Annotated in this window: 23 protein-coding genes; 8 read left to right on the top strand and 15 right to left on the bottom strand. The window is 66.6% G+C overall.

Going from position 1 to position 23266, the window contains the following annotated elements; translation table 11 throughout:
* Nucleotides 1–27: 27 nt before the first annotated feature.
* The 9 genes from PNO31109_RS10560 to PNO31109_RS10520 all read right to left on the bottom strand — a co-directional run bounded on the left by PNO31109_RS10560 (nt 28) and on the right by PNO31109_RS10520 (nt 9510).
* Nucleotides 28–1230, bottom strand: coding sequence for a c-type cytochrome (locus PNO31109_RS10560; protein ID WP_150555570.1), 1203 nt, complete (start codon nt 1228–1230; stop codon nt 28–30).
* A complete protein-coding gene (soxC, locus tag PNO31109_RS10555; RefSeq protein ID WP_150555569.1) occupies nt 1214–2578 on the bottom strand; it encodes a sulfite dehydrogenase in 1365 nt (454 codons plus the stop codon). The genes PNO31109_RS10560 and soxC overlap by 17 nt, the downstream gene beginning before the upstream one ends.
* Before the next feature lie 192 nt (nt 2579–2770).
* Nucleotides 2771–3118, bottom strand: a complete 348-nt coding sequence (locus PNO31109_RS10550) for an ArsR/SmtB family transcription factor (RefSeq protein ID WP_150555568.1) — start codon at nt 3116–3118, stop codon at nt 2771–2773.
* A 489-nt stretch (nt 3119–3607) separates the two neighbouring features.
* Nucleotides 3608–5395 (bottom strand): ShlB/FhaC/HecB family hemolysin secretion/activation protein, encoded by a 1788-nt coding sequence (locus PNO31109_RS10545; protein WP_150555567.1) that lies wholly within the window; start codon nt 5393–5395, stop codon nt 3608–3610.
* Nucleotides 5396–5595: 200 nt separating this feature from the next.
* The gene (locus tag PNO31109_RS10540; RefSeq protein ID WP_150555566.1) at nt 5596–6915 is read right to left on the bottom strand and encodes an NAD(P)/FAD-dependent oxidoreductase; all 1320 of its coding nucleotides are present in this window, start codon (nt 6913–6915) and stop codon (nt 5596–5598) included.
* Nucleotides 6916–6925: 10 nt separating this feature from the next.
* On the bottom strand, nt 6926–7453 hold the full coding sequence (locus tag PNO31109_RS10535; RefSeq protein WP_241013766.1) for a c-type cytochrome: 528 nt from the start codon (nt 7451–7453) through the stop codon (nt 6926–6928).
* Between the two features lie 55 nt (nt 7454–7508).
* On the bottom strand, nt 7509–8288 hold the full coding sequence (locus PNO31109_RS10530; protein ID WP_150555565.1) for a BON domain-containing protein: 780 nt from the start codon (nt 8286–8288) through the stop codon (nt 7509–7511).
* A 118-nt stretch (nt 8289–8406) separates the two neighbouring features.
* The gene (locus tag PNO31109_RS10525) at nt 8407–8994 is read right to left on the bottom strand and encodes a phosphoheptose isomerase (protein ID WP_150555564.1); all 588 of its coding nucleotides are present in this window, start codon (nt 8992–8994) and stop codon (nt 8407–8409) included.
* Between the two features lie 132 nt (nt 8995–9126).
* On the bottom strand, nt 9127–9510 hold the full coding sequence (locus tag PNO31109_RS10520) for a YraN family protein (protein ID WP_370750090.1): 384 nt from the start codon (nt 9508–9510) through the stop codon (nt 9127–9129).
* Between the two features lie 66 nt (nt 9511–9576).
* On the opposite strand from PNO31109_RS10520, the gene rsmI reads away from it, so the two are divergent.
* Nucleotides 9577–10461 (top strand): 16S rRNA (cytidine(1402)-2'-O)-methyltransferase, encoded by an 885-nt coding sequence (gene rsmI, locus PNO31109_RS10515; protein WP_150555562.1) that lies wholly within the window; start codon nt 9577–9579, stop codon nt 10459–10461.
* Nucleotides 10462–10621: 160 nt separating this feature from the next.
* On the opposite strand, the gene PNO31109_RS10510 is transcribed toward rsmI, so the two are convergent.
* The 4 genes from PNO31109_RS10510 to PNO31109_RS10495 form a co-directional block, all read right to left on the bottom strand.
* Complete coding sequence (locus PNO31109_RS10510; protein ID WP_150555561.1) at nt 10622–11416, bottom strand: ABC transporter ATP-binding protein; 795 nt, start codon at nt 11414–11416, stop codon at nt 10622–10624.
* A gap of 2 nt (nt 11417–11418) precedes the next feature.
* Nucleotides 11419–12327 carry an ABC transporter permease gene (locus PNO31109_RS10505; protein WP_150555560.1) on the bottom strand — a complete coding sequence of 303 codons (909 nt, stop codon included), beginning with the start codon at nt 12325–12327 and terminating at the stop codon, nt 11419–11421.
* A gap of 231 nt (nt 12328–12558) precedes the next feature.
* Nucleotides 12559–13545: an ABC transporter substrate-binding protein gene (locus tag PNO31109_RS10500; protein ID WP_150555559.1), complete on the bottom strand. Its 987-nt coding sequence runs from the start codon at nt 13543–13545 to the stop codon at nt 12559–12561.
* Nucleotides 13546–13914: 369 nt separating this feature from the next.
* Nucleotides 13915–14616 (bottom strand): septal ring lytic transglycosylase RlpA family protein, encoded by a 702-nt coding sequence (locus tag PNO31109_RS10495; RefSeq protein ID WP_150555558.1) that lies wholly within the window; start codon nt 14614–14616, stop codon nt 13915–13917.
* A 361-nt stretch (nt 14617–14977) separates the two neighbouring features.
* On the opposite strand from PNO31109_RS10495, the gene PNO31109_RS10490 reads away from it, so the two are divergent.
* Together PNO31109_RS10490 and PNO31109_RS10485 are read left to right on the top strand one after the other, a co-directional pair.
* The gene (locus PNO31109_RS10490; RefSeq protein ID WP_150555557.1) at nt 14978–15634 is read left to right on the top strand and encodes an MBL fold metallo-hydrolase; all 657 of its coding nucleotides are present in this window, start codon (nt 14978–14980) and stop codon (nt 15632–15634) included.
* Nucleotides 15631–16380, top strand: coding sequence for a 3'-5' exonuclease family protein (locus tag PNO31109_RS10485; RefSeq protein ID WP_150555556.1), 750 nt, complete (start codon nt 15631–15633; stop codon nt 16378–16380). Before PNO31109_RS10490 ends, PNO31109_RS10485 begins: the two co-directional genes overlap by 4 nt.
* Nucleotides 16381–16500: 120 nt before the next feature.
* On the opposite strand, the gene arsC is transcribed toward PNO31109_RS10485, so the two are convergent.
* Complete coding sequence (gene arsC / locus PNO31109_RS10480) at nt 16501–16857, bottom strand: arsenate reductase (glutaredoxin) (protein WP_150555555.1); 357 nt, start codon at nt 16855–16857, stop codon at nt 16501–16503.
* A gap of 359 nt (nt 16858–17216) precedes the next feature.
* Between arsC and PNO31109_RS10475 the strand changes: the two genes are divergently transcribed.
* The 5 genes from PNO31109_RS10475 (at nt 17217) to PNO31109_RS10455 (ending at nt 22339) form a co-directional block, all read left to right on the top strand.
* Nucleotides 17217–18455, top strand: coding sequence for a dienelactone hydrolase family protein (locus PNO31109_RS10475; protein WP_150555554.1), 1239 nt, complete (start codon nt 17217–17219; stop codon nt 18453–18455).
* Nucleotides 18456–18600: 145 nt separating this feature from the next.
* Complete coding sequence (locus tag PNO31109_RS10470) at nt 18601–19107, top strand: energy transducer TonB family protein (RefSeq protein ID WP_150555553.1); 507 nt, start codon at nt 18601–18603, stop codon at nt 19105–19107.
* Nucleotides 19108–19165: 58 nt separating this feature from the next.
* A complete protein-coding gene (gene otnI / locus PNO31109_RS10465; RefSeq protein ID WP_150555552.1) occupies nt 19166–19954 on the top strand; it encodes a 2-oxo-tetronate isomerase in 789 nt (262 codons plus the stop codon).
* A gap of 822 nt (nt 19955–20776) precedes the next feature.
* A complete protein-coding gene (locus tag PNO31109_RS10460; RefSeq protein WP_150555551.1) occupies nt 20777–21250 on the top strand; it encodes a CoA-binding protein in 474 nt (157 codons plus the stop codon).
* A 150-nt stretch (nt 21251–21400) separates the two neighbouring features.
* Entirely contained in the window at nt 21401–22339 is a 939-nt protein-coding gene (locus PNO31109_RS10455) for an alpha/beta hydrolase (protein WP_150555550.1), read from the top strand.
* Between the two features lie 86 nt (nt 22340–22425).
* On the opposite strand, the gene PNO31109_RS10450 is transcribed toward PNO31109_RS10455, so the two are convergent.
* On the bottom strand, nt 22426–23244 hold the full coding sequence (locus tag PNO31109_RS10450; RefSeq protein ID WP_241013789.1) for a transporter substrate-binding domain-containing protein: 819 nt from the start codon (nt 23242–23244) through the stop codon (nt 22426–22428).
* Between the last annotated feature and the right edge of the window lie 22 nt (nt 23245–23266).

Raw genomic sequence — 23266 nt, 5'->3', positions numbered from 1 at the left:
GGCCCGGCCGTCGGACGCCCTGCCCGCTCAATGTGCACCACGGAGAATCCAGTCGACCATCGTGTGGACGTCGGCTTCGGCGACCTGCGACTGCGGCGGCATCGGCATGCTGCCCCAGTTGCCGGCGCCGCCGGCACGTATCTTCGCCACCAGTTTTTCAGTCGCATCCGACTGCCCATGATACTTGGCGGCGACCTCCGAGAAGGCGGGCCCGATCTTCTTGTCGGTCACGCCGTGACAGGCCAGACAACCGTTCTTGTCCGCAAGCGTTGCTGCCGATGACGTCGCAGCGGCGGTTTGGGCCGGCGCGTCCGGACTCGCCATGCCGAGCGTGGCGAGAGCCGCCGTCTTGCGCACCGACGCATTTTGCGCGGCAGTGCCCGACAGCGGAGGCAGCTTCGTATCGACACCGCGCACCGGTCCGATGACACGGTTTTGCGCGGCCAGATCTCCATGCGCGTCGCGGGCGTACGCAGGGAGTGCGGACGTCACGATACCAGCCTCGGGACAATCCTGCATACACGCCTTGTTATGAGTATCCGGTTTGTCGCCCACGCGCCACATGCCGTGCGCGCGCGTCATGCCGTTGCGATTCGGCATGCGTTTCTGGACGTCGGCAATGTTCTTGTCCGAGAGCACGAAGTCCGACGGCACGATTTCGCCGAGGTTGAGAATGTAGGCCGTCACCGCGTACACCTCGTCGGGTGTGAGCGAGCGCGGCGCATTCCACGGCATGGCGCGGCGGATGTAATCCCAGAGCGTCGAGACGGTGTCGACCTTCATGAGCGTGGTGCGCACCGGCTGATTGTTCGCGCGCAGCGACGCCACGTGCCCCGTCTTGATGTCCTCGGGGGTGGTGCCGCCCACGAGCGGATTGAAGACCTCGTTGCTCTCGCCGAACGTGCCATGACACGACGCGCAGCGCGCGTCGAAGAGCTTCTGACCGTCGGCCACCGAACCCTGCCCTTTCGGCAGGCCCTTGAAGTCGGGGCGCACGTCGATGTCCCACGCGCTCAGCTCGGCCGGCGTGGCGTGGCGTCCGATGCCTGACGGCGCCTTGATGGCCGGCGGCGTCCCGGCAGGCGCCGCTGCGGCGGCCCTGGACGTCCACGCGGCAAGCGTCAGCCCGACCACCACCACCAGCGCACTCGCCCACAGCGCGCCCAGCAGGAACAGGCCGACATGGCGGCTCACGGCGGGCAGCGACTCGCGTTCAATCGACGTGGACATTGGTCACCTCCCCGCTCGTTGCCACTTGCCACGTCTGGATCGCGTTGTTGTGATAGATCGATTTGGTGCCGCGCACCTCGCGCAGTTGGCGATAGCGCGGCTGTACGAAGCCGGTTTCGTCCACCGCGCGGCTTTGCAGCAGCGCCGGCGAACCGTCCCAATGCCAGTCGAAGTTGAAACGCGTGAGGCATTTGGGCAGCACGGGCGACTCCAGGCGCGCCTGCCGCCACGACTTGCCGCCGTCGGTCGACACGTCCACGCGCTTGATGCGCCCTCGCCCCGACCAGGCCAGCCCCGTCACGTTGAAATAGCCGCGATCGAGCAATGCCTGGCCGCCCGAGGGCGACGTGATCACCGATTTGCACTCCTGGATCGAGGTGTATTGACGATGCTGGCCGTCGGGCATCAGATCGACGTAGTGGCTCGTCTCGTCCTTGGTGTTCCACGGGGCATCGCCCACCTTGATGCGACGCAGCCACTTCACCCACGAAACGCCCTGCACGCCGGGCACGACGAGCCGCAGCGGATAGCCGTTCTCGGGGCGCAGCATTTCGCCGTTCATGCCCCAGGCGACCAGCACGTCCGAGAGCGCCGCCTCCATCGAGATCGTGCGCGTCATGCCCGAGCCGTCGCCGCCTTCGGCGAGCACGAACTGGCCGCGCCGGGTGTCGGCGCCCACGTCGTCGAGCAATACCGACAGCGGCACGCCGGTGAATTCGCAGCACGAGAGCATGCCGTGCGTGTACTGCACGGTCGGCACGGCGGCGTTCCCCCATTCCATGCCGGTATTCGCGCCGCATTCGATGAAATGCATGCGCGAGACGGACGGCAGACGCATGATGTCGTCCATCGTGTAGACCTTGGCCTCGCGCACGAGCCCATGCACCATCAGGCGATGCTGTGTCGGGTCGATTTCTTGCCAGCCCTGATGGTGGCGCTCGAAGTGCAGGCCGCTGGGCGTGATGATGCCGAACAGGCCCTGCAGTGGGGTGAACGCCACGGAGGCCTGTGCCGTCTGGGTGAGGCCCGGCGACTGACGGCGCTGCAGGTTCGCCTCGAACCGGGACGGCACGCCGTAAGCACGCGCGGCGACCGGCTGGCCCAGCGAGGTGGCCCAGGCGCGCGGCTCGAGAATCATGGGGTCGCCTGCGCCGGCCGTCTTCGGGGCGTCGGCGGCAAAGGCCGCGCCGCCTGCGAGCGCGGCGCCCGCCGCCAGGAAGCTGCGCTGCAGAAAACCGCGCCGCGTGGGGTTCAGCCCCTCGCGTGCGATATCGGCGGCGAGTGCGCCGTCGATGAAATTCTCCGGTGCTCGGCGCAAACGGCCGGCCCGCGATGGTTTGTCGCTCACCCTGTCTCCTCGCGTTTTGTGGCACCCGTCGGCGTCCGCGAGGACACTGACGGGCTTAAGGCACTTGCGCGCAGTCTCGTTGCCGCGCTGTCCTGCGGGTCTTGCGGTATTGCGGCGTCACTGGAGCGCCACATCGGGTGCGCAACGCCAAAGCGACGCGCCCCCGGCTTTCCCATCGGCCTGCGGCGTGTGTCAGCGCCCTCGCGGCATGAAGCCGTCGACGGCCTGCTCCGGCAGAGCCTCCTCCTCGATTCGGCCGGCGACCTGCACGCATACGGCGCGGCAGATCTCGACCACCCCGGTGTCCGCGATCGCGTAATACACCTGATTGCCCTCGCGACGGCGCGCCAGCACCCCCGCCTGGTACATCGCGCCGAGATGCCGCGATACGTTCGTCTGCGACGACCCCACCTCCGTCACCACCTCGTTCACGGAACGCTCGCCCCCGCACAGCGCGTGCAGAATTCGCAACCGCGTCGGCTCGGAGAGCAGGCTGAAGTAGTGCGATACCTTTTCGAATACGCGATCGAGTTCTTCCATGACGGTCTTTCTTTGGGTTCGTGTGAAGGCACAGGAAATTTCGTATATGCCTACATACGCATATACGGATAATCAAAATAACGGGCGACGGACGCAAGCTGCACTGCAACATATCGGAAGCCGACGTATCGGACATATCGCGCGCGAAAGCCGGCTCGCTCTTGCCGTTTCCATGTATACGACGAGATATAGCGGCCTTCTTCTCGGGCATTAGCGGGCCGTTCGGCGCGACGCGCCTTGATGGGGCAGCCGAGCGGTGTAAGCAATGCGGATGGCGCGGCATCAGGGAAAAACCTGATAAGAAAAATGGGTGGGGAACGTCGCAACAGCGGTGATCCGTGTTGCTGGCATCGTCGAACGAGGGCGAGGGCAGCGCGACACTCACCCGTGCGACGGCAGCCGAAAACGACAAAGGCGGACGCCGTGGCGGCGCGCGCCCTTGCTCCTCATCCTCGTCATCATCCACGTCGTCGCTGTCGCCGCCGCGCATCACTCGAACTGATAGGACCAGTTGGCGTTAAAGCGCAGCGGCCGCCGCGGCGCGTTGGTCGGCGCGTCGGCCATCGGCTTGGCGAGCGACAGATCGAGCGAATAGTACTTGCTGTCGGAGATGCGCACCCCCAGCCCGAGCGACGCGAGCTGGTTGTGGAACAACTGCCCGTAGTTCATGTAGACCTTGGCGGTATCGAACAACAGATAGGGCTGTACCGTCTTGAGATAGCGGAAGTCCATGCGGAACATGCGGTTGACCTCGATGGACGCCCCCCAACCCTTGTCGCCGGCAATCTCCCCGGCGGGATAGCCGAGGCCGTAGCGCTGGCCGCCGAACGTGGCCTGCTCCGAGGTCGGCAGCGTGTTGCTGCTGTACTGCGCGCCGGCCGAGACGACGATGCCGAAGTCCCACGGCAGCACCACGCCCTGCTTCGCGTCGAGAGTGAAGCGCCAGAAAGCGAGATCGTACGGGCCGAGTATCTGCACCACGCCGGCCGGCTGCGTGGTGTACGACTGGCTCGCGCCCATCCCGTTGAAGCCCTTGAAGACGCCCAGCGTGGCGCTGCGCGTCTGCTTCTCGGTCACTTCGTTGTAGGCGAGCTGCGCCTGCGCGGCGCGCACGTTGGTCTGCGAATTGATGAAATTCGGGCTATCCGGCACTTCATAGCGATCGCGGGAATTCACCCCGTACATGCCGCCGCTGATCGTCAGGCTGCGCTGGTTGTTGAGCAGCAGCGGGTACGACACGCCCACCGCCAGACGCTTGGTGTCGAGGTGGCGCGTGAGGCCCGGGAGGCCCTGGTCGTCAGGCTGGCCGCGATAGTGCGACGCATCCACGCGCGCCTGCAGGCCGTTCGAGCCCAGCGGCTGGATGTAGGACGCCGCGTAGAATTCCTCGTCGTTGTGCCCCTTGGGCGCGATGGCCGTGAGCTGGATCTGTTCGCCCAGCGGGGTGAGCGCGTTGCTCGTCACGGTAAACACGCCGCGAATGCCAGGGTTGTTGTATGAGAGCGAGGTGCCGAGCGCCACCGGCTGTCGCGAGACGTCGAGCGACAACTCGGTCGCGCCATCGGTCTGCGTGGGCGGTTGCACGTCCGCCTTGATCTTCATGCCCGGCACGAGCGTGAGCAGATTCAGGTAGCGCTCGAACGTGGCCCGCTTGAGCGGGCGTTCGGCCTCGATGTGCGCCGCGATGTCGCGCAGGCGCTGCTCCGACGGGCCGGGCGTGCCGGAGATCTTCGTGCCGGAGATGTAGCCCTCGACGACGGTCACGCGCACGAAGCCGCCGGCAAAGTCTTGCGCGGGCACGAAGGCGAACGACAGCAGGTAGCCGGCGTCCTGGTACATCTTCGTGACCTGGTTGGCCGTCTCGACGAGATCGCCGATGGTCACTTCCTTGCCCGCCATGGGCGCGAACAGCGCCGCGATCTGATCGAACGGCAGCGATTTCACGCCTTCGATCCCGAAACGCTGCGGCGTGATCTTGCGCGCGAGCAGTGCCTTGAGGGCGTCTTCCTGGGTCGGCGGCTGAATGCGGATGGTCGCGGCCGGGGCCTTGGGTGCCTCGATCTTGGGAAGACTCTGCATCGGGTCGCCGCGCACCGGACTGGCGTCGGCGCGCGCCTGCTGCGCGCCGAGCAGGCCGATGACCGCCGTCGCGGCGGCCACGAACCGAACGGCGCGACGGTGTCGGCGCAACCCGCGATGAAACGCACGATGTGATTCGATGGTGTCCGCACGCGCAACGCGCGACGCGAGACGGGACTCTCCCTGGCGATGCGCCATCCCTATGCCCCCCAACGATTATTTTTTCGTTGGGGCAGTGTAACCGAGAGGTCCGAGCCCCCGTCAACGAGGCCGGCTGCCGCAAATGCGGCACTCACACAACATTGCCGGAGTCGCTCGTGGCCACACGCACATTGCGGCACTTAGAGAAAGTCCTCCAAACGCACTTGCCGCGACCGGGAATGCCGTCGAAATCCGCGTCAGGCCAGCATGTCGGCCCAGATGCCCTGCGCCCATGCGAGTCCCAGCGCGAATTCCTCGCGCGTGGCCCGCGGCGACGCGCCGCCGGTGCCCTGGACCGGCATCATGGTGCGCTGCGAGGCGTCGTATCGGTGCACGCTCGCGACGTGCATGGCCTCGGTCCCCGAGACGAACGTGTAGCAGGTGTTGCTGTAGAGCGGTTCGGGGTTGACCGGGCGGCCGGCCAGCATCGCGACGATCGCCGCCGCGCACACCTTGCCGTGCTGGTTCGCCATGTGGCCGGACTTGGGCATCTGGGGCGCGATCTGGACGGCATCGCCCAGAACGTGGATATCGGGTTGCACTGTCGAGGCGAAGGTCAGAAAGTCCACGTCGCACCAGCGGCCGTTGGCCGTCGCCAGGCCACTCGACGTGGCGATCTCGCCCGCACGCATCGGCGGGATCACGTTCAGCACGTCCGCGCGGATCTCCTCGCCAAGCTCGAAACGCGCGAGCTGCCTGGCGCCATCGAGCGCAACCTCGGTGCAGTTGAATTGTGGGTGATACTCGAGCATGCCGCCGAATTGCGTGCGCCAGACGTCGTGGAACTGCTCGGCTTCGGCCAGCACCTCGTCGTTGGCATCGAACACGAGCACCTTGGCACGCGGCTTGTGCTGCTTGAGCCAGGCCGCCGCCTGGCACGCGCGCTCATACGGCGCAGGCGGGCACCGGAACGGCGCTTCGGGAATCGTGATGGCAAACACCCCGCCGTCGGGCATCGCGCGAAGCCGGGCGTGCAACATGGCGCTCTCGCGCGCGTCGGTCCACCCGACCGGCAGAGCCTCGGCGGTGGCGGGCTCCGATAGTCCGCCGATCGCCTCGCGGTGCAGCGCCACGCCGGGCGACACGATCAGCCTGTCGTATGGCAGGCGGCTGCCGTCGGCCAATTGCACCTGTTTGCGCCCGGCGTCGATGCGGCTCACGCGCGTGCGCCGCCAGGCCACGCCGTGGCGTGCGACGAGTGCGTCGTAGGGCACCGTGAGATCGGTCACGCGCAAGTTGCCGCCGACGACCAGATTCGACAACGGGGCGGAGACGAAAGCGGCGTTCGGCTCGATCAGCGTGACCTCGACCGTATTGCCGGAGAGCGTCCGCAGTGCTTTGGCCGCCGTCGCCCCGCCAAAGCCGCCGCCGACCACGACCACGCGAGCGCGCGCCTTCACTGGCGTGGGCCAGAGCGGCGCGAGGCGCGTTTGTGCGCTCGCGGCGCATGGCGCGCCCGCCATGCCTGCCAGCGCGGCCATCGTCCCCAGGTGCAAAAGGAAATCGCGACGTTGCATGCGGGCGTGCCTATCGTGATGTACGCGAAGCCGCACGCGGCCCTGGCCGGGCGGGCCGCCCCGGGAGTCGGGGCTGTGCGGCGAAGTACTCGGCGATGCGCCGCAGTTCGTCGTCGCGGTAGCCCCGAAGAAGTTGCGGCATGAGCGTGGCGGGCTGCCGGCCGTCGCGCATGGCCTGCAGCGCGGCAACGAGTTCGGCGCCCGGGCGGCCCTCGAGCGTCGGTAGTGTGGGGAGCGTTGCGTTGCCGGCGCTCACCGGCGCCGACGCGTGATGGCAGCTCATGCAGGCAAGCGCCCAGTCGCGGGCTTGCCAGTCGGGCGACGCGGCGCGTGCCGTGGATGGTTGCGGGACCGGTTGCGCTGGCGATGGCGCCAGCGATTGCTCCGGCGATGGTGCCGCCGCGGGCGCGCCTTCGGCGAAAGCGGCATGGCCCGCCGACGCTACGAGCATCGCGGCGCCCAGAACGAGAGCCGCCGGCGTCGCCCACCCTTGGCGGGTGCGATACCGGCGGTTCGGCATGGGAGGAATGGCGCGCATTCGCAACGCGTGTGGGAGCACTTCGGGACGCGTCGGCACGCGCCGCCGGCGCGCGTCAATTACCCGTCTTGTTCGACGGCCCGGGCTTGACCGGTCCCTCGGTGATCGGTGCGGGCGTCGACAGCGGCTTGGCCGTGACGGTGTCGTTGCCGATCGGGGTGGTCGTGACGGTCGCCGCGTTCGCGTCGTCAGGCTGCGCCGGGGCGGGGTTCTTCGCGGCTTCGGTCGACAGACGCTGCGCCTCTTCCGGCTTCACGTATTCATAGAGCTTGACGACTTTTTCCACGCCGCCGACGCGGCTGGCGACGTTTGCGGCAATGCGGCCTTCCTCTTCCGAGACGAGGCCCATCAGATAGACGTCGCCGCGTTCGGTGACGACCTTGAACACGTTGGCCGAAATCTCCTTCGTGTTGATCAGGTTCGCCTTGACCTTGCTGGTGATCCACGCGTCGTTCGAGCGCGCGCCGAAGGAGCTTGCCGGCCCGATGGCCAGCTCATCGACGATGCCACGCACATTGCTGATCTGCCTGACGATCTCGACGGCGCGCTGCTTGCTGGCCTCGTCCGGCACTTCGCCGGTGAGCAGCACGCGGCGGTTGAAGACCGTGACGTTGACGTGCGCCGCTTCAGGCAGCGTGTTGGCGATATTCGCTTCCGCCTTGATCTGGATTTCGCGATCTTCCGTCTGGGCGCCGACGGAGCGGCGATCGGTGGCCACGAGCGCGCCGGTGGCCGCGCCGCCGAGGATGATGGGGGCGCAACCGGCCAGGGTCGCGGCAATCAACGCTGCCGCTACGAGCGGCTTAACAACGCCTTGCGCGCGTTGGAAACTCATCGGTCATTCTCCTTGTTGGATGATCGAACGGGGCGGCCCCCGCCGCGCCCGGCCGGCACCGTCCGCCCCCGCGACCCGATGCCCGTCATGATCTTGACGCCTCAGGATGACAATAGGTTCACGCGTCGCCGAAAAGCATCGCGTCAACCAGATCGCAGAGGCAGTGAATCGTCAGCAGATGCACTTCCTGAATCCGCGCGGTGCGATCGGCCGGCACGCAGATGTGCACGTCCAGCTCGCCCAGCGCGTCGTTGACCTTGCCACCGCCCTTGCCCGTGAGGGCGATCACGTGCATTTCGCGCTCGTGCGCGGCTTCGATGGCGGCGAGCACGTTGGCCGAGTTGCCCGACGTGGTGATGGCCAGCAGGATGTCGCCCGGCTGGCCAAGCGCGCGCACCTGCTTGGCAAAGATGGCGTCGAAGTTGTAGTCGTTGCCGACGGCCGTGAGGATCGACGAGTCCGTGGTGAGCGCGATGGCCGGCAGTTCGGGACGCTCGCGCTCGAAGCGGCCGACGAGTTCGGCCGCGAAATGCTGGCAGTCGGCAGCCGACCCGCCGTTGCCGCAGGCGAGGATCTTGTTGCCGTTGGACAGCGCGTTGAACATGACCTCGGCGGCGGCGGCAATGGGGTCCGCCAGGGCGTCGCGCGCGGCCAGTTTGGTTTCGACGCTATCCGTGAAGTGTTGCTGAATTCGTTCGATCGACATGGTCGTTTGCCAGGGTGTCGCAAAAGCAGCCGGCCTCGCGAGGGCAATGCCCGGCGTCGGCCGGCAATCCGGGGCCGTATATCATGAAACGGCACTTTCGCAAGTGTAACAGGGCCGACGGGGCGGGTTTCGTCAGAGATCGTCGGCACTGAAGGCGTTCGGCAGCCAGTGTGCGACGGGCGGGCGCCCGTCGAAGGCCACGACGTCGAAGCGGCAGCGCGCGGCCGGGCGCCGCAACAGGTAGTGTCGCGCGGCCAGCGCGAGGCGCCTTCGCTTGGCGCGGGTGATGCTCTCGGCCGCGCCGCCAAAATCGCTGCGCGCCCGTGCGCGGACTTCGACGAACACGAGCACGCCCGCGCGATCGCGCATAATGAGGTCAATTTCACCGCCGCGGCACCGATAGTTGCGCGCGACGAGCTGCCAGCCGCGTCGCTCGAGCAGGGTCTGCGCGCGGCTCTCGAACGAAACTCCTAGCTGATTCGACATGGTTGTTCCAATGTTTACCGTTTCCGGCAATGCCGGTGTCGCTGCGTCCTGCGGGGTGCGTGAGGCGACGACTTCGCTTTACCGGAGGCCCCGCGCATGAGCGACCGTCTGTTGTCGCTGGCCGAGGGCCAGCATTACCCGACGGGCACGCTGTATGTCGTGGCCACACCGCTGGGCAACACCGCCGACATCACCGTGCGCGCCCTGCACATCCTGGGCATGGTGGACGCCATTGCCTGTGAAGATACGCGCAACAGCGCACAGCTGCTGCAACGCTATGGCATCGATCGTCCGTTGATCGCGGCCCACGAACACAACGAGAATGCCGCCGCGGCGCGGCTGGTGGAGCGTCTGCGAGCCGGCGAGCGCATCGCGTATATTTCGGACGCTGGCACGCCCGGCATCTCGGATCCGGGCGCACGGCTCGTCGATGCGGTGCGCGCAGCCGGGCTCGGCGTGGTGCCGATACCGGGCGCCAGCGCGGTAATCACGTTGCTGTCGGCGGCGGGCGCGTGGGTGGAGTCGTTCACGTTCGTCGGCTTTCTGCCGCCGAAGGCGCAGCAGCGCGCACAGGCCATCGCGGCGTTGGCGGCGTCGCCGTGCGCGCAGGTGTTCTACGAAGCGCCGCACCGGATCGTCGAGACGGTCGACGCGCTCGCGGCAGGACTGGGCGCCGGGCGCAGGCTACTGATCGGACGCGAATTGACGAAGCGCTTCGAGGACATTCACGAGTGCGCGCTCGGCGACGGCGTGGCGTGGCTCAAAGCGGATGCGAATCGCCAGCGCGGCGAGTTCGTCCTGGCGGTGTCGGGCGCGGCCGCGAACGCCGCCGAGGACGGCGTGGACGCCGAAGCGCAGCGCGTGCTCGCACTGCTCGTGGCCGAATTGCCAACGAAGAGCGCCGCCAAGCTGGCCGCCGCCATCACCGGCGCCCCTCGGAATACGCTGTACGAGCGGGCGCTGGCGCTCAAGAACGGCTAGCGGCGCCATCAGGGCGGCCCGGGAGAACGACATCGGATATTTCCGCGGGCATTTCCGGCATTCCCCCACACTTTCCCGCCGGCGATTGGTCTGCCAGTCCCCGTGGCACGCAAGGAAAAGCCCGCCGAAGCGGGCTTTTTTCCGTGGCGGCAACGCGCGCTCAGCTCAGCAGCAGTGCGTCGTCGTCGAGCTGTTCGCCGCGCGTGCGCTCGAACATCTGGAGCAGGTCGGGCACGTCGAGGCCCTTGCGCGCGTCGCCCGAGACGTCGAGCACGACCTTGCCCTGGTGCAGCATCACCGTGCGATCGCCGTAGTCGAGCGCCTGGCGCATGCTGTGCGTGACCATCATGGCCGTCAGCTTGCTCTGCTCGACGATGCGCGCCGTCAGCTCCAGCACGAACGCCGCCGTCTTCGGATCGAGCGCCGCCGTGTGTTCGTCTAGCAAGAGGATTCGCGATGGTTGCAATGAGGCCATCAGCAAACTCACGGCCTGACGTTGGCCGCCCGAGAGCAAACCGATGCGGTCCGAAAGACGGTTTTCCAGCCCCAGGTTGAGCAGGCTCAGCTTCTCGCGAAAGCGCTCGCGCAGTTCCCTGTTCAACGCAAACCGGAAGCCGCGGCCTTCGCCGCGCTTGACGGCCAGCGCCATGTTCTCTTCGATGGTCAGCGCCTCGCATGTGCCGGCCATCGGGTCCTGGAACACACGCGCCACCTGGCTCGCGCGCTGCCATGCCGTCTTTTTCGTGACGTCGTTGCCGTCGATCGAGATGGTGCCCGAGTCGACCGTCAGGTCGCCGCTGATGGCATTGAGGAACGTCGACTTGCCGGCGCCATTGGAGCCGATCACCGTCACGAACTGGCCCGTCGGAATATCGAGCGACATGCCGCGCAACGCGCGGTTTTCGATCGGCGTGCCCGGATTGAAAGTGATCTTGAGGTCTTTTGCGCTCAACATGATCAGGCGCCTCCGTTCTTGCGTGCGAACAGCTTGCGGCGCGTTGCCGGCAGCACCAGCGCCACCGCCACGAGCAAGGCCGTCACCAGGTTGAGATCCTGCGCCTTCAGTCCGATGAAGTCGCTGTTGAGCGCCAGCGCGATGAAGAAACGATACAGCACGGCGCCGATCACCACGGCGAGCGTGGTGAGGATAAGCCGGCGTGCCGGCAGGATGGTCTCGCCGATGATCACCGCCGCCAGACCGATCACGATGGTCCCGATCCCCATCGAGATGTCCGCGCCGCCCTGCGACTGCGCGAACAGCGCGCCCGCCAGCGCCACGAGCGCGTTCGACAGCGCCATGCCCGCGAGAATCTCGCGACCGGTGTTCACGCCCTGCGCCCGCGCCATGCGGGGGTTGGCGCCCGTCGAGCGCATCGCAAGCCCCTGCTGCGACGAGAAGAAGTAATCGAGGCCCAGCTTCACGACCACGACCACCACCAGCAGCATGGCCGGACGCAGCACGTAGTCGGGCAGCCAGCTCGGGCCGTTCTCGGGCAGCAGCATCGTGAAGACGGTCGGCGACGTGATCAGCGGCACGTTCGGCGCGCCCATCACGCGCAGATTCACCGAGTAGAGCGCGATCATCATCAGGATACTGGCGAGCAGGTCCATGATCTTCAGACGCACATTGAGCCAGCCCGTGATGAAGCCGGCCACCGCGCCGGCCGCCATGGCGGCCAACGTCGCCGCGAACGGATTGGTGCCGCCGGCGATCAGCGTGGCGGCCACCGCGCCGCCAAGCGCGAAGCTGCCGTCAACGGTCAGATCAGGAAAATTGAGGATGCGAAAGGAAATCAGCACCCCGAGCGCCACGAGACTGAAGATCAGACCGATCTCCAGCGCGCCCATCATAGAAAAAAGGGACATTTTCGTAATTCCACTGCGCAAGACGGCCCTTGCCGGGTCACGGCATCAGCGCTCGCACGGCCGACGTCGGCCAATCGGGTCATAGCCGGTCGTTTTGCGACCGCGTTCGGGGGGAGCCGTCCCGCCCATTCGATAGGAAAAGAGCGGCGGGGACAGATCGTGTCCGGGCGCCGCCCTGTCGCTCGCCGGCGCCGCGGGCAGGCGGCCCGCCGCACCGGTGTCACGCACGCTTTACTGTTTGATGACCGTCTTGGCTTCCTTCACCAGGTCGTCGGACAGCGTGGCGCCCTGGCGCGCGGCCGCCGCAGTGTTCACGAACAGTTCCAGATTCGAGCTGGTCTGCGACGCGATCGAACCCGGCTTCTCGCCCTTGAGGATGCGACCCACGACCTTGCCCGTCTGGCGGCCAAGGTCGTAGTAGTTGATGCCCAGTGCCGCGATGGCGCCACGCTTCACGCTGTCGGTGTCCGAGGCGACGAGCGGGATCTTGCGGTCGTTGGCGACCTTCACCAGCGACTCGTAGGCCGACACGACGTTGTTGTCCGTGTTCGTGTAGATCACGTCGACCTTGCCGACCAGGCTGCTCGCCGCCGAACTGATGTCGACGGTGCGAGGCGCCGCGGCTTCGACCAGCGTCATGCCGGCGGCCGGCAACAGCTTCTTGAGCTCGTTGACGACCACGACCGAGTTCGCTTCGCCCGGGTTGTACACCATGCCCACGCGCTTGGCGTTCGGCACGACGCGCTTGATGAGCGCAACCTGCTTGTCCAGCGGCAGCTTGTCCGACACGCCCGTCACGTTGGTGCCCGACGGCTCCCAGCTCTTCACGAGTTGTGCGGCCACCGGATCGGTCACGCCGGAGTACACCAACGGCACACTCTTGGTCGCGGCGGCCACGGCCTGCGCGGTCGGCGTGGCAATGCCGATGATCGCGTCGGGCTTGTCACCCACGAACTTGCGAGCAATCTGCGCCGCGGTGCCGACGTTGCCCTGCGCGCTCTGGTATTCCCACTTGAGGTTCTTGCCAACCTCATAGCCTTCTGCCTTGAGTTCGTCGCGCGCGCCGTCGCGGATGGCATCGAGCGCCGGGTGCTCCACGATCGCCAGCACCGACACCGACTTCGTGTCCTGCGCGAATGCCGCGCCGGTCGTCCCCAACAACGTAGCGGCCACCGCGCACAGCAGGGTGCGCTTGGCGTATTTACCCATCGTCGACATTAAAACTCCTCCAGGAATGCGTTTTTTTGAAAGGTGCGCCGGGCCCGGGTCTCGGCAGGCCTCAATCGGATGCACACAAAGCGTGCATCTGCGCGTGGGGCACAGTCTACCCACATCGTCTGCGGCGAACAACGGTTGCCAACGCAACCTCCTGGAAAGCCCGTCATGCGTCGCATTGCGGCCAAAGGCTGGCAGATTGATGCGAGGATCGGAAAAAAAATAGTGGATTTGGTCGCGGGCGATTTGAAGTGCGCACATTCATGCGACGCACTCCGCCGCAAGGTTGGCGCGGAAAGCGAAATAATTGAGGTGATTTTTCCCGCAATGTGCGTGAATTGCACAATAAACCGGTCGTGCGCGTCCCGATTTTTAAGACGCTTCCGGCGTCGGTCGCGGCGCAATCGCATCGGCTGAGGGCGCCGACGCCTCGGTGGGCGACGACGATGCGCGCGCAGCGCCGTTGCCGCTACTGTTCCTGTTGCCGCCGTCCTCGAGGCCGAGCGCCGCGATTTCGCTGCGCGACAGGCGCCGGATCTCGACCTTGGCATGACCGGCGTTGACGAAGTCCAGCTTTTTGGCCGCGCCGTAGGACAGATCGATGATGCGCTTGCGCGTATAGGGTCCGCGATCGTTGATCTTCACCACGACCGCCTTGTTGTTGGCGACGTTGCGCACCAGCACGAAGCTCGCGAGCGGCAGTGTGGGATGTGCGGCAGTCAGTTCGTTCATGTCGAACGTCTCGCCGGTAGCGGTGCGGCGCCCGTGGAACTTCTTGCCGTACCACGAGGCGGTGCCGGTCTGGAAGAACGTGCCCGCGTCCGCCCGCAGACGGGCTTCGCCGTCGCGCTCCGGGGCGTCGGGGTCGCCGGGATTGAGCCCCCCGTTGTGGTACACCCGTCCCGGCCAGTGCAGGTCGAAGCTCGAGCCGACCGGTGCGTTGGCTTCGCGCGCACGCGTGCCTGCGCCTGTCGCCGAAGGGGCGGCAGCCGACTGGCTGGGGGGTTCGAGCGGCGTTGTGCAGGCTGTCAACGTCAGGGCGAGGGCGCAGCCGACCGCGAACCGTGTGAGCATGTCGCGTGTTCGCATAGGGCCGGAGTTTAACATGCCACCGAAGTCAACCTATCAGCGAGCGTTCACTTACTTCGTAAGTCTTGTTACCAAGCGTTACTGCCGAACATCACTGCCGGGCGTTACAGGCGCTACAAACGTGACGGGCGCCGCCGCGCCGCTCGCGCATGGCAGCGCCTTTCGCAACGGGTCTCCGGGCGCCTCGGCGCACCGTTTGCGGGCCGCTCTCGTGCCGCTCTCCTGCCGCTCTCCTGCCGCTCTCGGACCAGGGCGCGCCCCCGGGTGGCGACCGGGGCGTCGGCACGCCGGGCGGTGCGGCGGCGGCCCGAATTACAATAGACGAAAACCGCGTCCCCAATACCTCATGAACGTCACCCTGATACCCGTCACACCTTTCCAGCAAAACTGCACCCTGCTCGTCTGCGATGCAACGCAACGCGCCGCCGTGGTCGACCCCGGCGGCGACATCGACCGGATCGTGGGCGAAATCGAGCGCCAGGGGGTGACGCTCGAAAAGATCTTCCTCACGCACGGCCACCTCGATCACTGCGGCGGCGCGGGCGCGCTGGCCGAGAAGTACGGTGTGCCGATCGAAGGTCCGCACCCGGACGACGCCTTCTGGATCGACCAGCTCCAGACGCAGAGCGCGCGCTTCGGCTTCCCCGAACCGCAGCCATTCACGCCCGATCGCTGGCTCGGCGACGGCGACACCGTCAAGTTCGGCGACATCACCCTCGACGTGCTGCATTGCCCCGGCCACACGCCCGGCCACGTCGTTTTCTTCTCGGCCGACGAACGGCTCGCCAGCGTGGGCGACGTGCTGTTCGCCGGCTCCATCGGCCGCACGGACTTTCCGCGCGGCAATCATGCCGACCTGATCGCGTCCATCCGCGACAAGCTTTGGCCGCTGGGCGAGGACGTCACGTTCATCCCGGGGCATGGGCCCGTGTCCACGTTCGGCCAGGAACGCCAGACCAATCCTTACGTCGCCGACGCGGTGCTTGCCCGGAGCGCCGTATGAGCGAAGCGATGTCGCGCACGCCGTCGCGGATCATTCCCGTCGACGAGGAAGTTTTCGTCAGTACCGACGTCGAAGCCGACGGTCCGATCCCGGGTCCGCATTCCATGCTGAGTTTCGCGTCGGCAGCGTACACGGCCGACAAGGAGTTGATCGGCACGTTCAGCGCCAACCTCGAGCTGCTGCCCGACGCCAAGGGGCATCCGCTCACGATGAAATGGTGGAAAACCGAGCCGCACGCGTGGGCCGCCTGCCGCGTCGATCCGGAAGATCCGGCCACGGCGCTCAAGGCGTATGTGAAGTGGGTGGAGAAGCTGCCGGGCAAGCCGGTGTTCGTCGCCTACCCGGCCGGCTTCGACTTCACGTTCATGTTCTGGTACATGATGCGTTTCGTTGGCCGATGCCCGTTCTCGTGGTCAGCACTCGACATCAAGACGCTGGCGTTTGCGATGACCGGCATGCCGTATCGCAAGTGCATCAAGCCGCGGCTGCCGCAAGCCTGGCTGGACCCGCTGCCTCACACCCACGTGGCGCTCGACGACGCGCTCGAGCAAGGCGCCCTCTTCTGCAACATGCTGGCCGAGCTGCGTGAGCAGCAAAGGACACTCGCCGCCCTGCCGGGCTGGCAAGGCGTGGACCTCACCGCGAACGCCGACGCGCCCGTGTCCGGGGCGGCGGCGCAGGCCGAAGCCACCGACGCCGAATCGCCGGAGACCGGCCCCGGCAAGGACAGCGCGGCGCACGGCTGACGCGGCCCACACGCAGCCCACACGCAGCCCACACGCGCCCACACGCGCCGACCGGGGCGGCGGGGCGACCGGGCGACCCGCTGTCCAGGCCGCAGGACCGGCGCCGGCCGCCGCGGTCGGCTACAGCACCTCGTTTGCCAACGCCGGCGGACGCGCAATCACCGCCTTGTCGCCGTTGACGACGATCGGGCGCTGCAACAGCTTCGGATGCCTGGCGATCGCCGCGAGCAGTTCGCTGTCGGTAAGCGAGGCATCGTTGAGCCCCAGCTCGGTGTACTCGGTTTCGTTGCTGCGAATCATGTCCCGCACGGGCACGCCGAGCAGCTTGTACAGGCGTTTGAGTTCGGCGAGCGTGGGCGGCGTTTTCAGATATTCGATGATTTGCAGATCGCCGCCGGCAACGGAGGGCGACCCTTCCACGAGGGCCAGCGCCTCGCGCGACTTCGAGCAGCGCGGGTTGTGATACACGGTGATCATGGTGACTCCAATGCGTCGAAAAGTGCGTCCGGCGTGACGTCGTCGGTCACGCCGCGAACGTGCGCTCCGAGTATGCATGGTATCGTCGGATGTCGCTACTCACGGCGCGTCCGTGACGGCACGACCCGCTTCTTTGTCGGCTTCACCCCGTTCACTTCATGCATCGCCCGACGCAGGCGCCGCCGCGGCGCTCGCCCGGCAGCTTCGTGCCGTCCCGGTCCATCTCGGTCCGTCTCGGTCCATCTCGGTCCATCTCGGTCTATCTCGGTGTTAACCGCGCTGCGCATCGCGCGGGCGACGCCTAAGATAGGCAAGGAGCGTCTGCGTCGCACGGTGGCTTTTTTTGAGGAGGCAGTGACATGGCAGGACGCTTCATCAGCATCAAGTCGCGAGACGGCAAGACCTTTCAGGCCTACCTGGCAGTCCCTGAAGGCGGCGCCCACAAGGGCCCCGGTCTGGTGCTATGCCAGGAGATCTTCGGTGTGAACGCTTACATCCGAGAACTCGCCGACCGCTATGCCGAGGAAGGCTATGTCGTGCTTGCGCCGGATCTGTTCTGGCGCATCGAGCCGGGCATCGAGCTCGGCTACTCGCCCGGCGACTGGCAGCGGGCCTTCGCGTTGTTCCAGAGCTTCGACGTGGATCTCGGCATGGAAGACGTCGGCGCCACCGTGGACGCGCTGCGCGCGCTGCCCGAATGCGTCGGCGGGGTGGGCGTGGTGGGGTACTGCCTCGGCGGCAAGCTCGCCGCGCTGTCCGTCACGCGCACGAGCGCGGACGTGGCCGTCGGCTACTACGGCGTGGGCCTGGAGCAGCATATCGACGAACTCGCCGGCGAGCACCCGCCGCTTGTGCTGCACATCGCCGAACTCGACAAGTACGCGCCGCCGGAAGTGCGCGCGACGCTGGCCGAGCGCCTGGGCGAACACGCCAACGTCACGCTGTACCACTATCCGGAGGCCGACCATGCGTTCGCGCGTCCCGGCGACCACTTCAACCGGGCGGCAACGCAACTCGCGCATCAGCGCACCGTGGGCGCGTTGCGCCGCGTGCTCGGCCCACACTACGACTTCGCGTCGCTTTGGGAGACGCACTGCGCCTACGAATTCGCCACCCGCGAGATCGATCCGCTGATGAAGACCATGGTGGCCGAGCCCTACGTCAACCACATTCCCACGATGACGGGCGGTGTCGGCCATCAGCAACTGGCGCATTTCTACCGGAACCACTTCGTCGACAGCAATCCGCCGGATACGCGCCTGATTCCGATCTCGCGCACCATCGGGGCGACGCAGCTCGTCGACGAACTGCTGTTCTGCTTCACCCATACGACGCCCGTCGACTGGATGCTGCCGGGCGTGGCGCCCACCGGACGCCGCGTGGAGATCCCGCTGGTCGCCATCGTTCGTTTCCGTGGCGACAAGCTCGAGCACGAACACATCTACTGGGATCAGGCGAGCGTGCTCGTGCAGATCGGCCTGCTCGATCCGACCGGGCTGCCGGTGGCCGGCATCGAGACGGCGCGCAAGTTGCAGGACGAGAACCTGCCGTCCAACACGCTCATGCCGAACTGGTCGTTCGGCACTCGCGCGCAGTAGTCAAACCGCCCGGCAGGAAACGACGGCCCGGCGCGCACACGTACAGCACGCATAGTACGTATGCGCATCGGGCGCGCCGCGCAAGGCGCGTGCGGCGGGGACGTGAAAAGAAGCAAAGTGTCGCGGACGTTGCGGGAGACAGCGCATGAATACGCAACTTTCTCAAAGGCGGTGGGTAGCGCGTGCATTCGCGTGGTGGGCGCTCGCGGCGCAAACGTTCCTCTGGGCGGGCTGTGCCAATCCGGACTTCGAGCCCAAGAAGCCGCTCGTCCTGAATCTGACACCCGGCCCGGCGCCGCTCTCCGCGCTCGATCAATACAAGGTTGCGGCCGCGCAGCGCGTCACCGAAGTCAATGCGCGCGAGATTACGCCGGGCAATCCCCAACCGATGCTGCGCTCGGTCGTCTCGCTCGAGTACTGGGTGGACCGCAACGGCAACGTGACGAGCGTGGCGCTCTACCGCAGCAACGGCGATCACGAAGCGGAACGCATAGCCGTGGCGAGCCTGCGGCGGGCCAGTCCGCTGCCCGCGCCAAGCCGGGCGCTCGTGGACAGCAGCGGACGAGTGCGCGCCGTCGAGACCTGGCTCTTCAACAACGACGGTCGCTTCCAACTGCGCAGCGTGGCGGCGCCTCAGATCGACGGGCAATGATATTGTGACGGGCATGGCCCCGCGCGCGTCGGGCCGCCCTGGGCTTCGGAGATTTCTCATGCCGCGATTTGCCGCGAACCTGACCCTGCTGTATCAGGAAGTCCCGTTTCTGGAACGTTTCCGCGAAGCGGCCAGCGATGGCTTCCGCGGCGTGGAATGCCTGTTTCCCTACGAGCATTGCGCGCGCGACATTCGGGCACGCCTGGACGATGCCGGGCTCACGCAGGTGCTGTTCAACACACCGGCGGGCGACTGGGCGAGCGGCGAGCGGGGACTCGCTGCACTACCGGGCCGCGAAGCGCAGTTTCGCGACGGCGTCGAGCTCGCCCTCGACTACGCCGACGCGCTCGGCTGCCGCCAGTTGCACGTGATGGCCGGGTGCCCCGACGCCTCGCAATCGCCGGCGCAATGCCGCGCGGTGTATCTGGAAAACCTCGCCTATGCGAGCGAGCAGGCGGCCGCGCACGGCGTCACCCTCCTGATCGAGCCGATCAACGTGCGCGATTTTCCGCGCTATTTCCTCACGCGCCAGGACCAGGCGCACGCCATTCGCCAGGAAGTGGGCGCGAGCAATCTCAAGGTGCAGTTCGATGCGTACCACTGTCAGATCGCCGAGGGCGATCTCGCCATGAAGCTGCGCCAACACATCGCCGACATCGCGCATGTACAGGCGGCGGGCGTACCGGCGCGTCACGAGCCTGACACGGGCGAGGTGAACTATCCGTTCATCTTCCGTTTGCTCGACGAACTCGGCTACAGCGGTTGGGTGGGGTGCGAGTATCGCCCGCAGGGCGAGACGCGCGCCGGACTCGGCTGGCTCAAACCGTGGCTCCGGGCCACGCGATAGCCACGCCGCGGCGGCACCCCGGCGCACGCAATGCCGACTCGGAGCCGGTATTGTGCAGGCGCAAGGCGGCGCCGGCTCGATTTCATTGCGCGCGCACCTCTCATGCGCCCCTCGTGCGCTTCCGATGCGCTTCTCAAATTACGCAGGAGTGAATTCATTTCCGAATTTCTCGGACAGCGAACGATTTTTCGCACTTGTCGGAGAAAGGGTTAGGAAAGATGTAGGAGGCCGCAGGCAAAAAAATGGCGGGACACACGGGCCCGCCAAAACCACACGCTACGGGGTTAGCGCGAGGAGACCAGATTCGGAGCACTGCATCGAACCACCTTGCAAACCGCGCCGGGGGACGCCTTTTGCCGATACAGTCGCGCTGCTGCGTTACCGGGGGATAAGCACATCAGCGTTGAGATGCATTGTGGTGGAAACGTATGGCGTGAGGGGTAACAAAGTGTTTCAGGTTGTAACACCTCGGGCGTTTCACCTTTGCTCACGCCGTCCCCAACGCCTTGCCGGACAAGGACCTGGCACGCACGCCGGTCCGCGCAATTTTGTTCGCATTCCTGAATAACTTGCGGAAACAGGCATCGGCCGCTCACCCGAGCGCGCCCCCCGCTGCGTCAACAGCCCCCTACGGCGGCCATTTCACGCGAACTTCGTCAATGTGCTAACGTCATTCTTTGTGCGTGGCAACAAAGTGTCCAGCCGCCCGGAAATCCCGGAAATCCCGGGAATTGCTCGGAGATGACCGGCAGACGACGAACGCCGCGCAAGAAGCGCACGCTTTTTCTCCCTACAGCCACGGCCTGGCAGGGCCGAATTCGCATGGACACCATCGAACGTCTGGGACAGATTCTGGCGCGCGACCGCGTGATCGCGGTCGTCGGCCTGTCGCCGCGGCCGGACCGGCCGAGTTTCACCACGTCGCGCTACATGCAGCAGCATGGCTACCGGATCGTGCCGGTCAATCCGCAGGCGGCGGATTCCGACGCGACGATTCTCGGCGAGACCGTGTACGCGAGCCTCACCGAAGCGGCCGATGCGCTGCGGGCCGAGGGGGTAAAGATCCAGATGGTCGATTGCTTCCGGCGCAGCGGCGGCATTCCGCCGATCGCCCAGGAGGCTGTGGCCATCGGCGCGAACAGTTTGTGGATGCAACTCGGCATCGAAAACGACGAGGCGGCCGCACTCGCGCTGGCCGCCGGGCTCGATGTCGTGATGGACCGCTGCGTCAAGATCGAGCATCAGCGCTGGCTGATGCAGGGCGGCCACGCCCGGCAGCATGCGAACCCACGGTGAAGCCCCGGCGTGAGCGGCCTGCGCCGCCCTCGGGGGGAATGCGCCGCGCGCCGCCGCGCATCGATCGCTCGCAGAACCGAAGCACTCCCGTTTCCGGAAATAACGACGAATTCTCTAACCACCAAGCGCTGAGCACCGAGCACTGCCGACATGACCATCGACGCTGACCTTCTCGCCTACTACGACCAGATGGCTCGCAAGTATCCCGAGCCCGCCGACGCTGCCCCGCCGAGCCCGCAGGCGGTGCGCGCCAGGTTCGCGACCGTTGCCACCGAAGCCTTGCGTCCGTTGCCGGCGGGCCTGCGCAGCGAGACGTTCGAGATTCCGCTGCCGGGACGCCATCTGCGCGCCCGGCTGTACCGCCCGGTCGGCCGACAGGTGCCGCTCGTCGTGTACTTCCATGGCGGCGGGTGGGTCGTGGGAGATGTCGACACGCACGGCACCCTCACCGCCTTTCTTGCGCAGGATGGCGACGTGGCGGTGTTGAGCGTCGATTACCGGCTCGCCCCGGAGCACCCGTTCCCCGCGGCAGCCGACGATGCACGCGAGGCGCTGGCGTGGGCGGCCGAGCAGCGGGCGCGTCTGGGACTGAGCCTGGACCGCCTCGCGGTGGCCGGCGACAGCGCTGGCGGCCATCTGGCGGCGCAGGCGGCGGCATGGTTCAACGACAGGCATCCGGGCATGGTGGGCGCCCAGTTGTTGATCTACCCCGTCGTGCAATACCGGTTCGACACGCCGAGCTACGAGCGCCTGGCCAGCGGCACGGGTCTCACGCGCGACGAAATGCGCTGGTACTGGAAGCACTATCTGAGCGACGTGGAGCCGGCGGCGGACGACGTGCGGGTGAACCTGACGGCGCAGGCGCCACGGCACCCGTTGCCCAATACGCTGGTCATCGCGGCGCAATACGATCCGCTGCACGACGAGGCGCTGGCGTATGCGCAGTTCGTCGCGCAGTCGGGGGGGCGCGCCGAGGTAATAGAAGCGTCGGGACTGACGCACAGCTTCGCGAGATTGCAGCCGTTCGTGCCGCAGGCGAGGCTGGTGATGCACGACGCGGCGCAACGCCTGCGCGATTGGCTCGGCTGACGCTTGGAAGGCTCCAGCCCGGCCTGGAGCCTTCGGTCAGCGGGTGAATCGCCTCACCTGCTGACCGGCGCGAACCGACATGTCCCTTATTTAAGCCACTTGTCGACCACCGCCTGATACTCGCCGGTCTTTTGCGCGAGGTTGAGCCACTGGTCGACATAGTGCTTGAAGATGTCGTCGCCGCGCGGCAGCAGGTAGGCCTTCTCGCCGAACTGGAGCGGCTTGTCCGGGTTCACCGGGCAGAGCGAGGGGTTGAGCTTGTGCTGGAGCAGCGTCTCCGAGGCGTCCGTGACCATGACGTCGGCCTTGCCATCGGCGATCTGCCTGAAGATTGTCACGTTGTCCGGGTAGATCGTGAGCGTTGCATTGGGCAGGTACTGACGCGCGAAGCGTTCGTTGGTGCCGCCGGGATTCGCGATCGCGCGCGTGCTCGGCTTGTTCAGATCGGCGAGCGTCTGGTACTTCGCCACGTCGGCGCAGCGCACGATCGGCGACTTGCCGTCGACCATGACGACGCTGCTGTAATAAGCGCGGGCGGCCCGATCGAGCGTGACGGAGATGCCGCCCACGGCGATGTCGCACTTGCCGGCGGTAAAGTCGTCCATCAGCCCCTTCCACGTGGTCGGGACGATCACCGGCTTCACCCCGAGCGACTTGGCGAGCGAAGCGACCAGATCGACGTCGATGCCTTCGAATTGCCCGTCGGGACGGCGATACGAATACGGCTTGTAGTCGCCCGTCGCGCAGGCGCGCAGCGTCCCGGCCTTCTGAACATCGTCGAGGCGCGAATGTACGGTGGCCGGGGCGGGCGGTGCGAGCGGTGCGGCCGGTTGTGCCTGAGCCGCGGTCGCGGCGAATGCCACGCCCGCCACGAGCGCCGCGTGAGCCGCGCAAGCGGCCGCCATCATGACTTTCATACGTATCTCC

It is taken from the genome of Pandoraea nosoerga, from assembly GCF_902459585.1.
Taxonomy (GTDB): Bacteria; Pseudomonadota; Gammaproteobacteria; order Burkholderiales; family Burkholderiaceae; genus Pandoraea; species Pandoraea nosoerga.
The sequence above is the reverse complement of the archived record's forward strand: the minus strand, read 5'-3'. Positions and strand labels throughout refer to the sequence as shown.

What these genes read in the sequence shown, in the direction of transcription:
- arsC (WP_150555555.1), bottom strand. Translation starts at nt 16,857, where the DNA reads ATGATCACCGTGTATCACAACCCGCGCTGCTCGAAGTCGCGCGAGGCG.
- PNO31109_RS10525 (WP_150555564.1), bottom strand. Translation starts at nt 8,994, where the DNA reads ATGTCGATCGAACGAATTCAGCAACACTTCACGGATAGCGTCGAAACC.
- PNO31109_RS10495 (WP_150555558.1), bottom strand. Translation starts at nt 14,616, where the DNA reads ATGCTCACACGGTTCGCGGTCGGCTGCGCCCTCGCCCTGACGTTGACA.
- PNO31109_RS10505 (WP_150555560.1), bottom strand. Translation starts at nt 12,327, where the DNA reads ATGTCCCTTTTTTCTATGATGGGCGCGCTGGAGATCGGTCTGATCTTC.
- PNO31109_RS10490 (WP_150555557.1), top strand. Translation starts at nt 14,978, where the DNA reads ATGAACGTCACCCTGATACCCGTCACACCTTTCCAGCAAAACTGCACC.
- PNO31109_RS10485 (WP_150555556.1), top strand. Translation starts at nt 15,631, where the DNA reads ATGAGCGAAGCGATGTCGCGCACGCCGTCGCGGATCATTCCCGTCGAC.
- PNO31109_RS10475 (WP_150555554.1), top strand. Translation starts at nt 17,217, where the DNA reads ATGGCAGGACGCTTCATCAGCATCAAGTCGCGAGACGGCAAGACCTTT.
- PNO31109_RS10455 (WP_150555550.1), top strand. Translation starts at nt 21,401, where the DNA reads ATGACCATCGACGCTGACCTTCTCGCCTACTACGACCAGATGGCTCGC.
- PNO31109_RS10460 (WP_150555551.1), top strand. Translation starts at nt 20,777, where the DNA reads ATGGACACCATCGAACGTCTGGGACAGATTCTGGCGCGCGACCGCGTG.
- PNO31109_RS10530 (WP_150555565.1), bottom strand. Translation starts at nt 8,288, where the DNA reads ATGAGTTTCCAACGCGCGCAAGGCGTTGTTAAGCCGCTCGTAGCGGCA.
- PNO31109_RS10545 (WP_150555567.1), bottom strand. Translation starts at nt 5,395, where the DNA reads ATGGCGCATCGCCAGGGAGAGTCCCGTCTCGCGTCGCGCGTTGCGCGT.
- PNO31109_RS10510 (WP_150555561.1), bottom strand. Translation starts at nt 11,416, where the DNA reads ATGTTGAGCGCAAAAGACCTCAAGATCACTTTCAATCCGGGCACGCCG.
- otnI (WP_150555552.1), top strand. Translation starts at nt 19,166, where the DNA reads ATGCCGCGATTTGCCGCGAACCTGACCCTGCTGTATCAGGAAGTCCCG.
- PNO31109_RS10540 (WP_150555566.1), bottom strand. Translation starts at nt 6,915, where the DNA reads ATGCAACGTCGCGATTTCCTTTTGCACCTGGGGACGATGGCCGCGCTG.
- PNO31109_RS10560 (WP_150555570.1), bottom strand. Translation starts at nt 1,230, where the DNA reads ATGTCCACGTCGATTGAACGCGAGTCGCTGCCCGCCGTGAGCCGCCAT.
- PNO31109_RS10450 (WP_241013789.1), bottom strand. Translation starts at nt 23,244, where the DNA reads ATGGCGGCCGCTTGCGCGGCTCACGCGGCGCTCGTGGCGGGCGTGGCA.
- rsmI (WP_150555562.1), top strand. Translation starts at nt 9,577, where the DNA reads ATGAGCGACCGTCTGTTGTCGCTGGCCGAGGGCCAGCATTACCCGACG.
- PNO31109_RS10550 (WP_150555568.1), bottom strand. Translation starts at nt 3,118, where the DNA reads ATGGAAGAACTCGATCGCGTATTCGAAAAGGTATCGCACTACTTCAGC.
- PNO31109_RS10470 (WP_150555553.1), top strand. Translation starts at nt 18,601, where the DNA reads ATGAATACGCAACTTTCTCAAAGGCGGTGGGTAGCGCGTGCATTCGCG.
- PNO31109_RS10500 (WP_150555559.1), bottom strand. Translation starts at nt 13,545, where the DNA reads ATGTCGACGATGGGTAAATACGCCAAGCGCACCCTGCTGTGCGCGGTG.
- PNO31109_RS10535 (WP_241013766.1), bottom strand. Translation starts at nt 7,453, where the DNA reads ATGCGCGCCATTCCTCCCATGCCGAACCGCCGGTATCGCACCCGCCAA.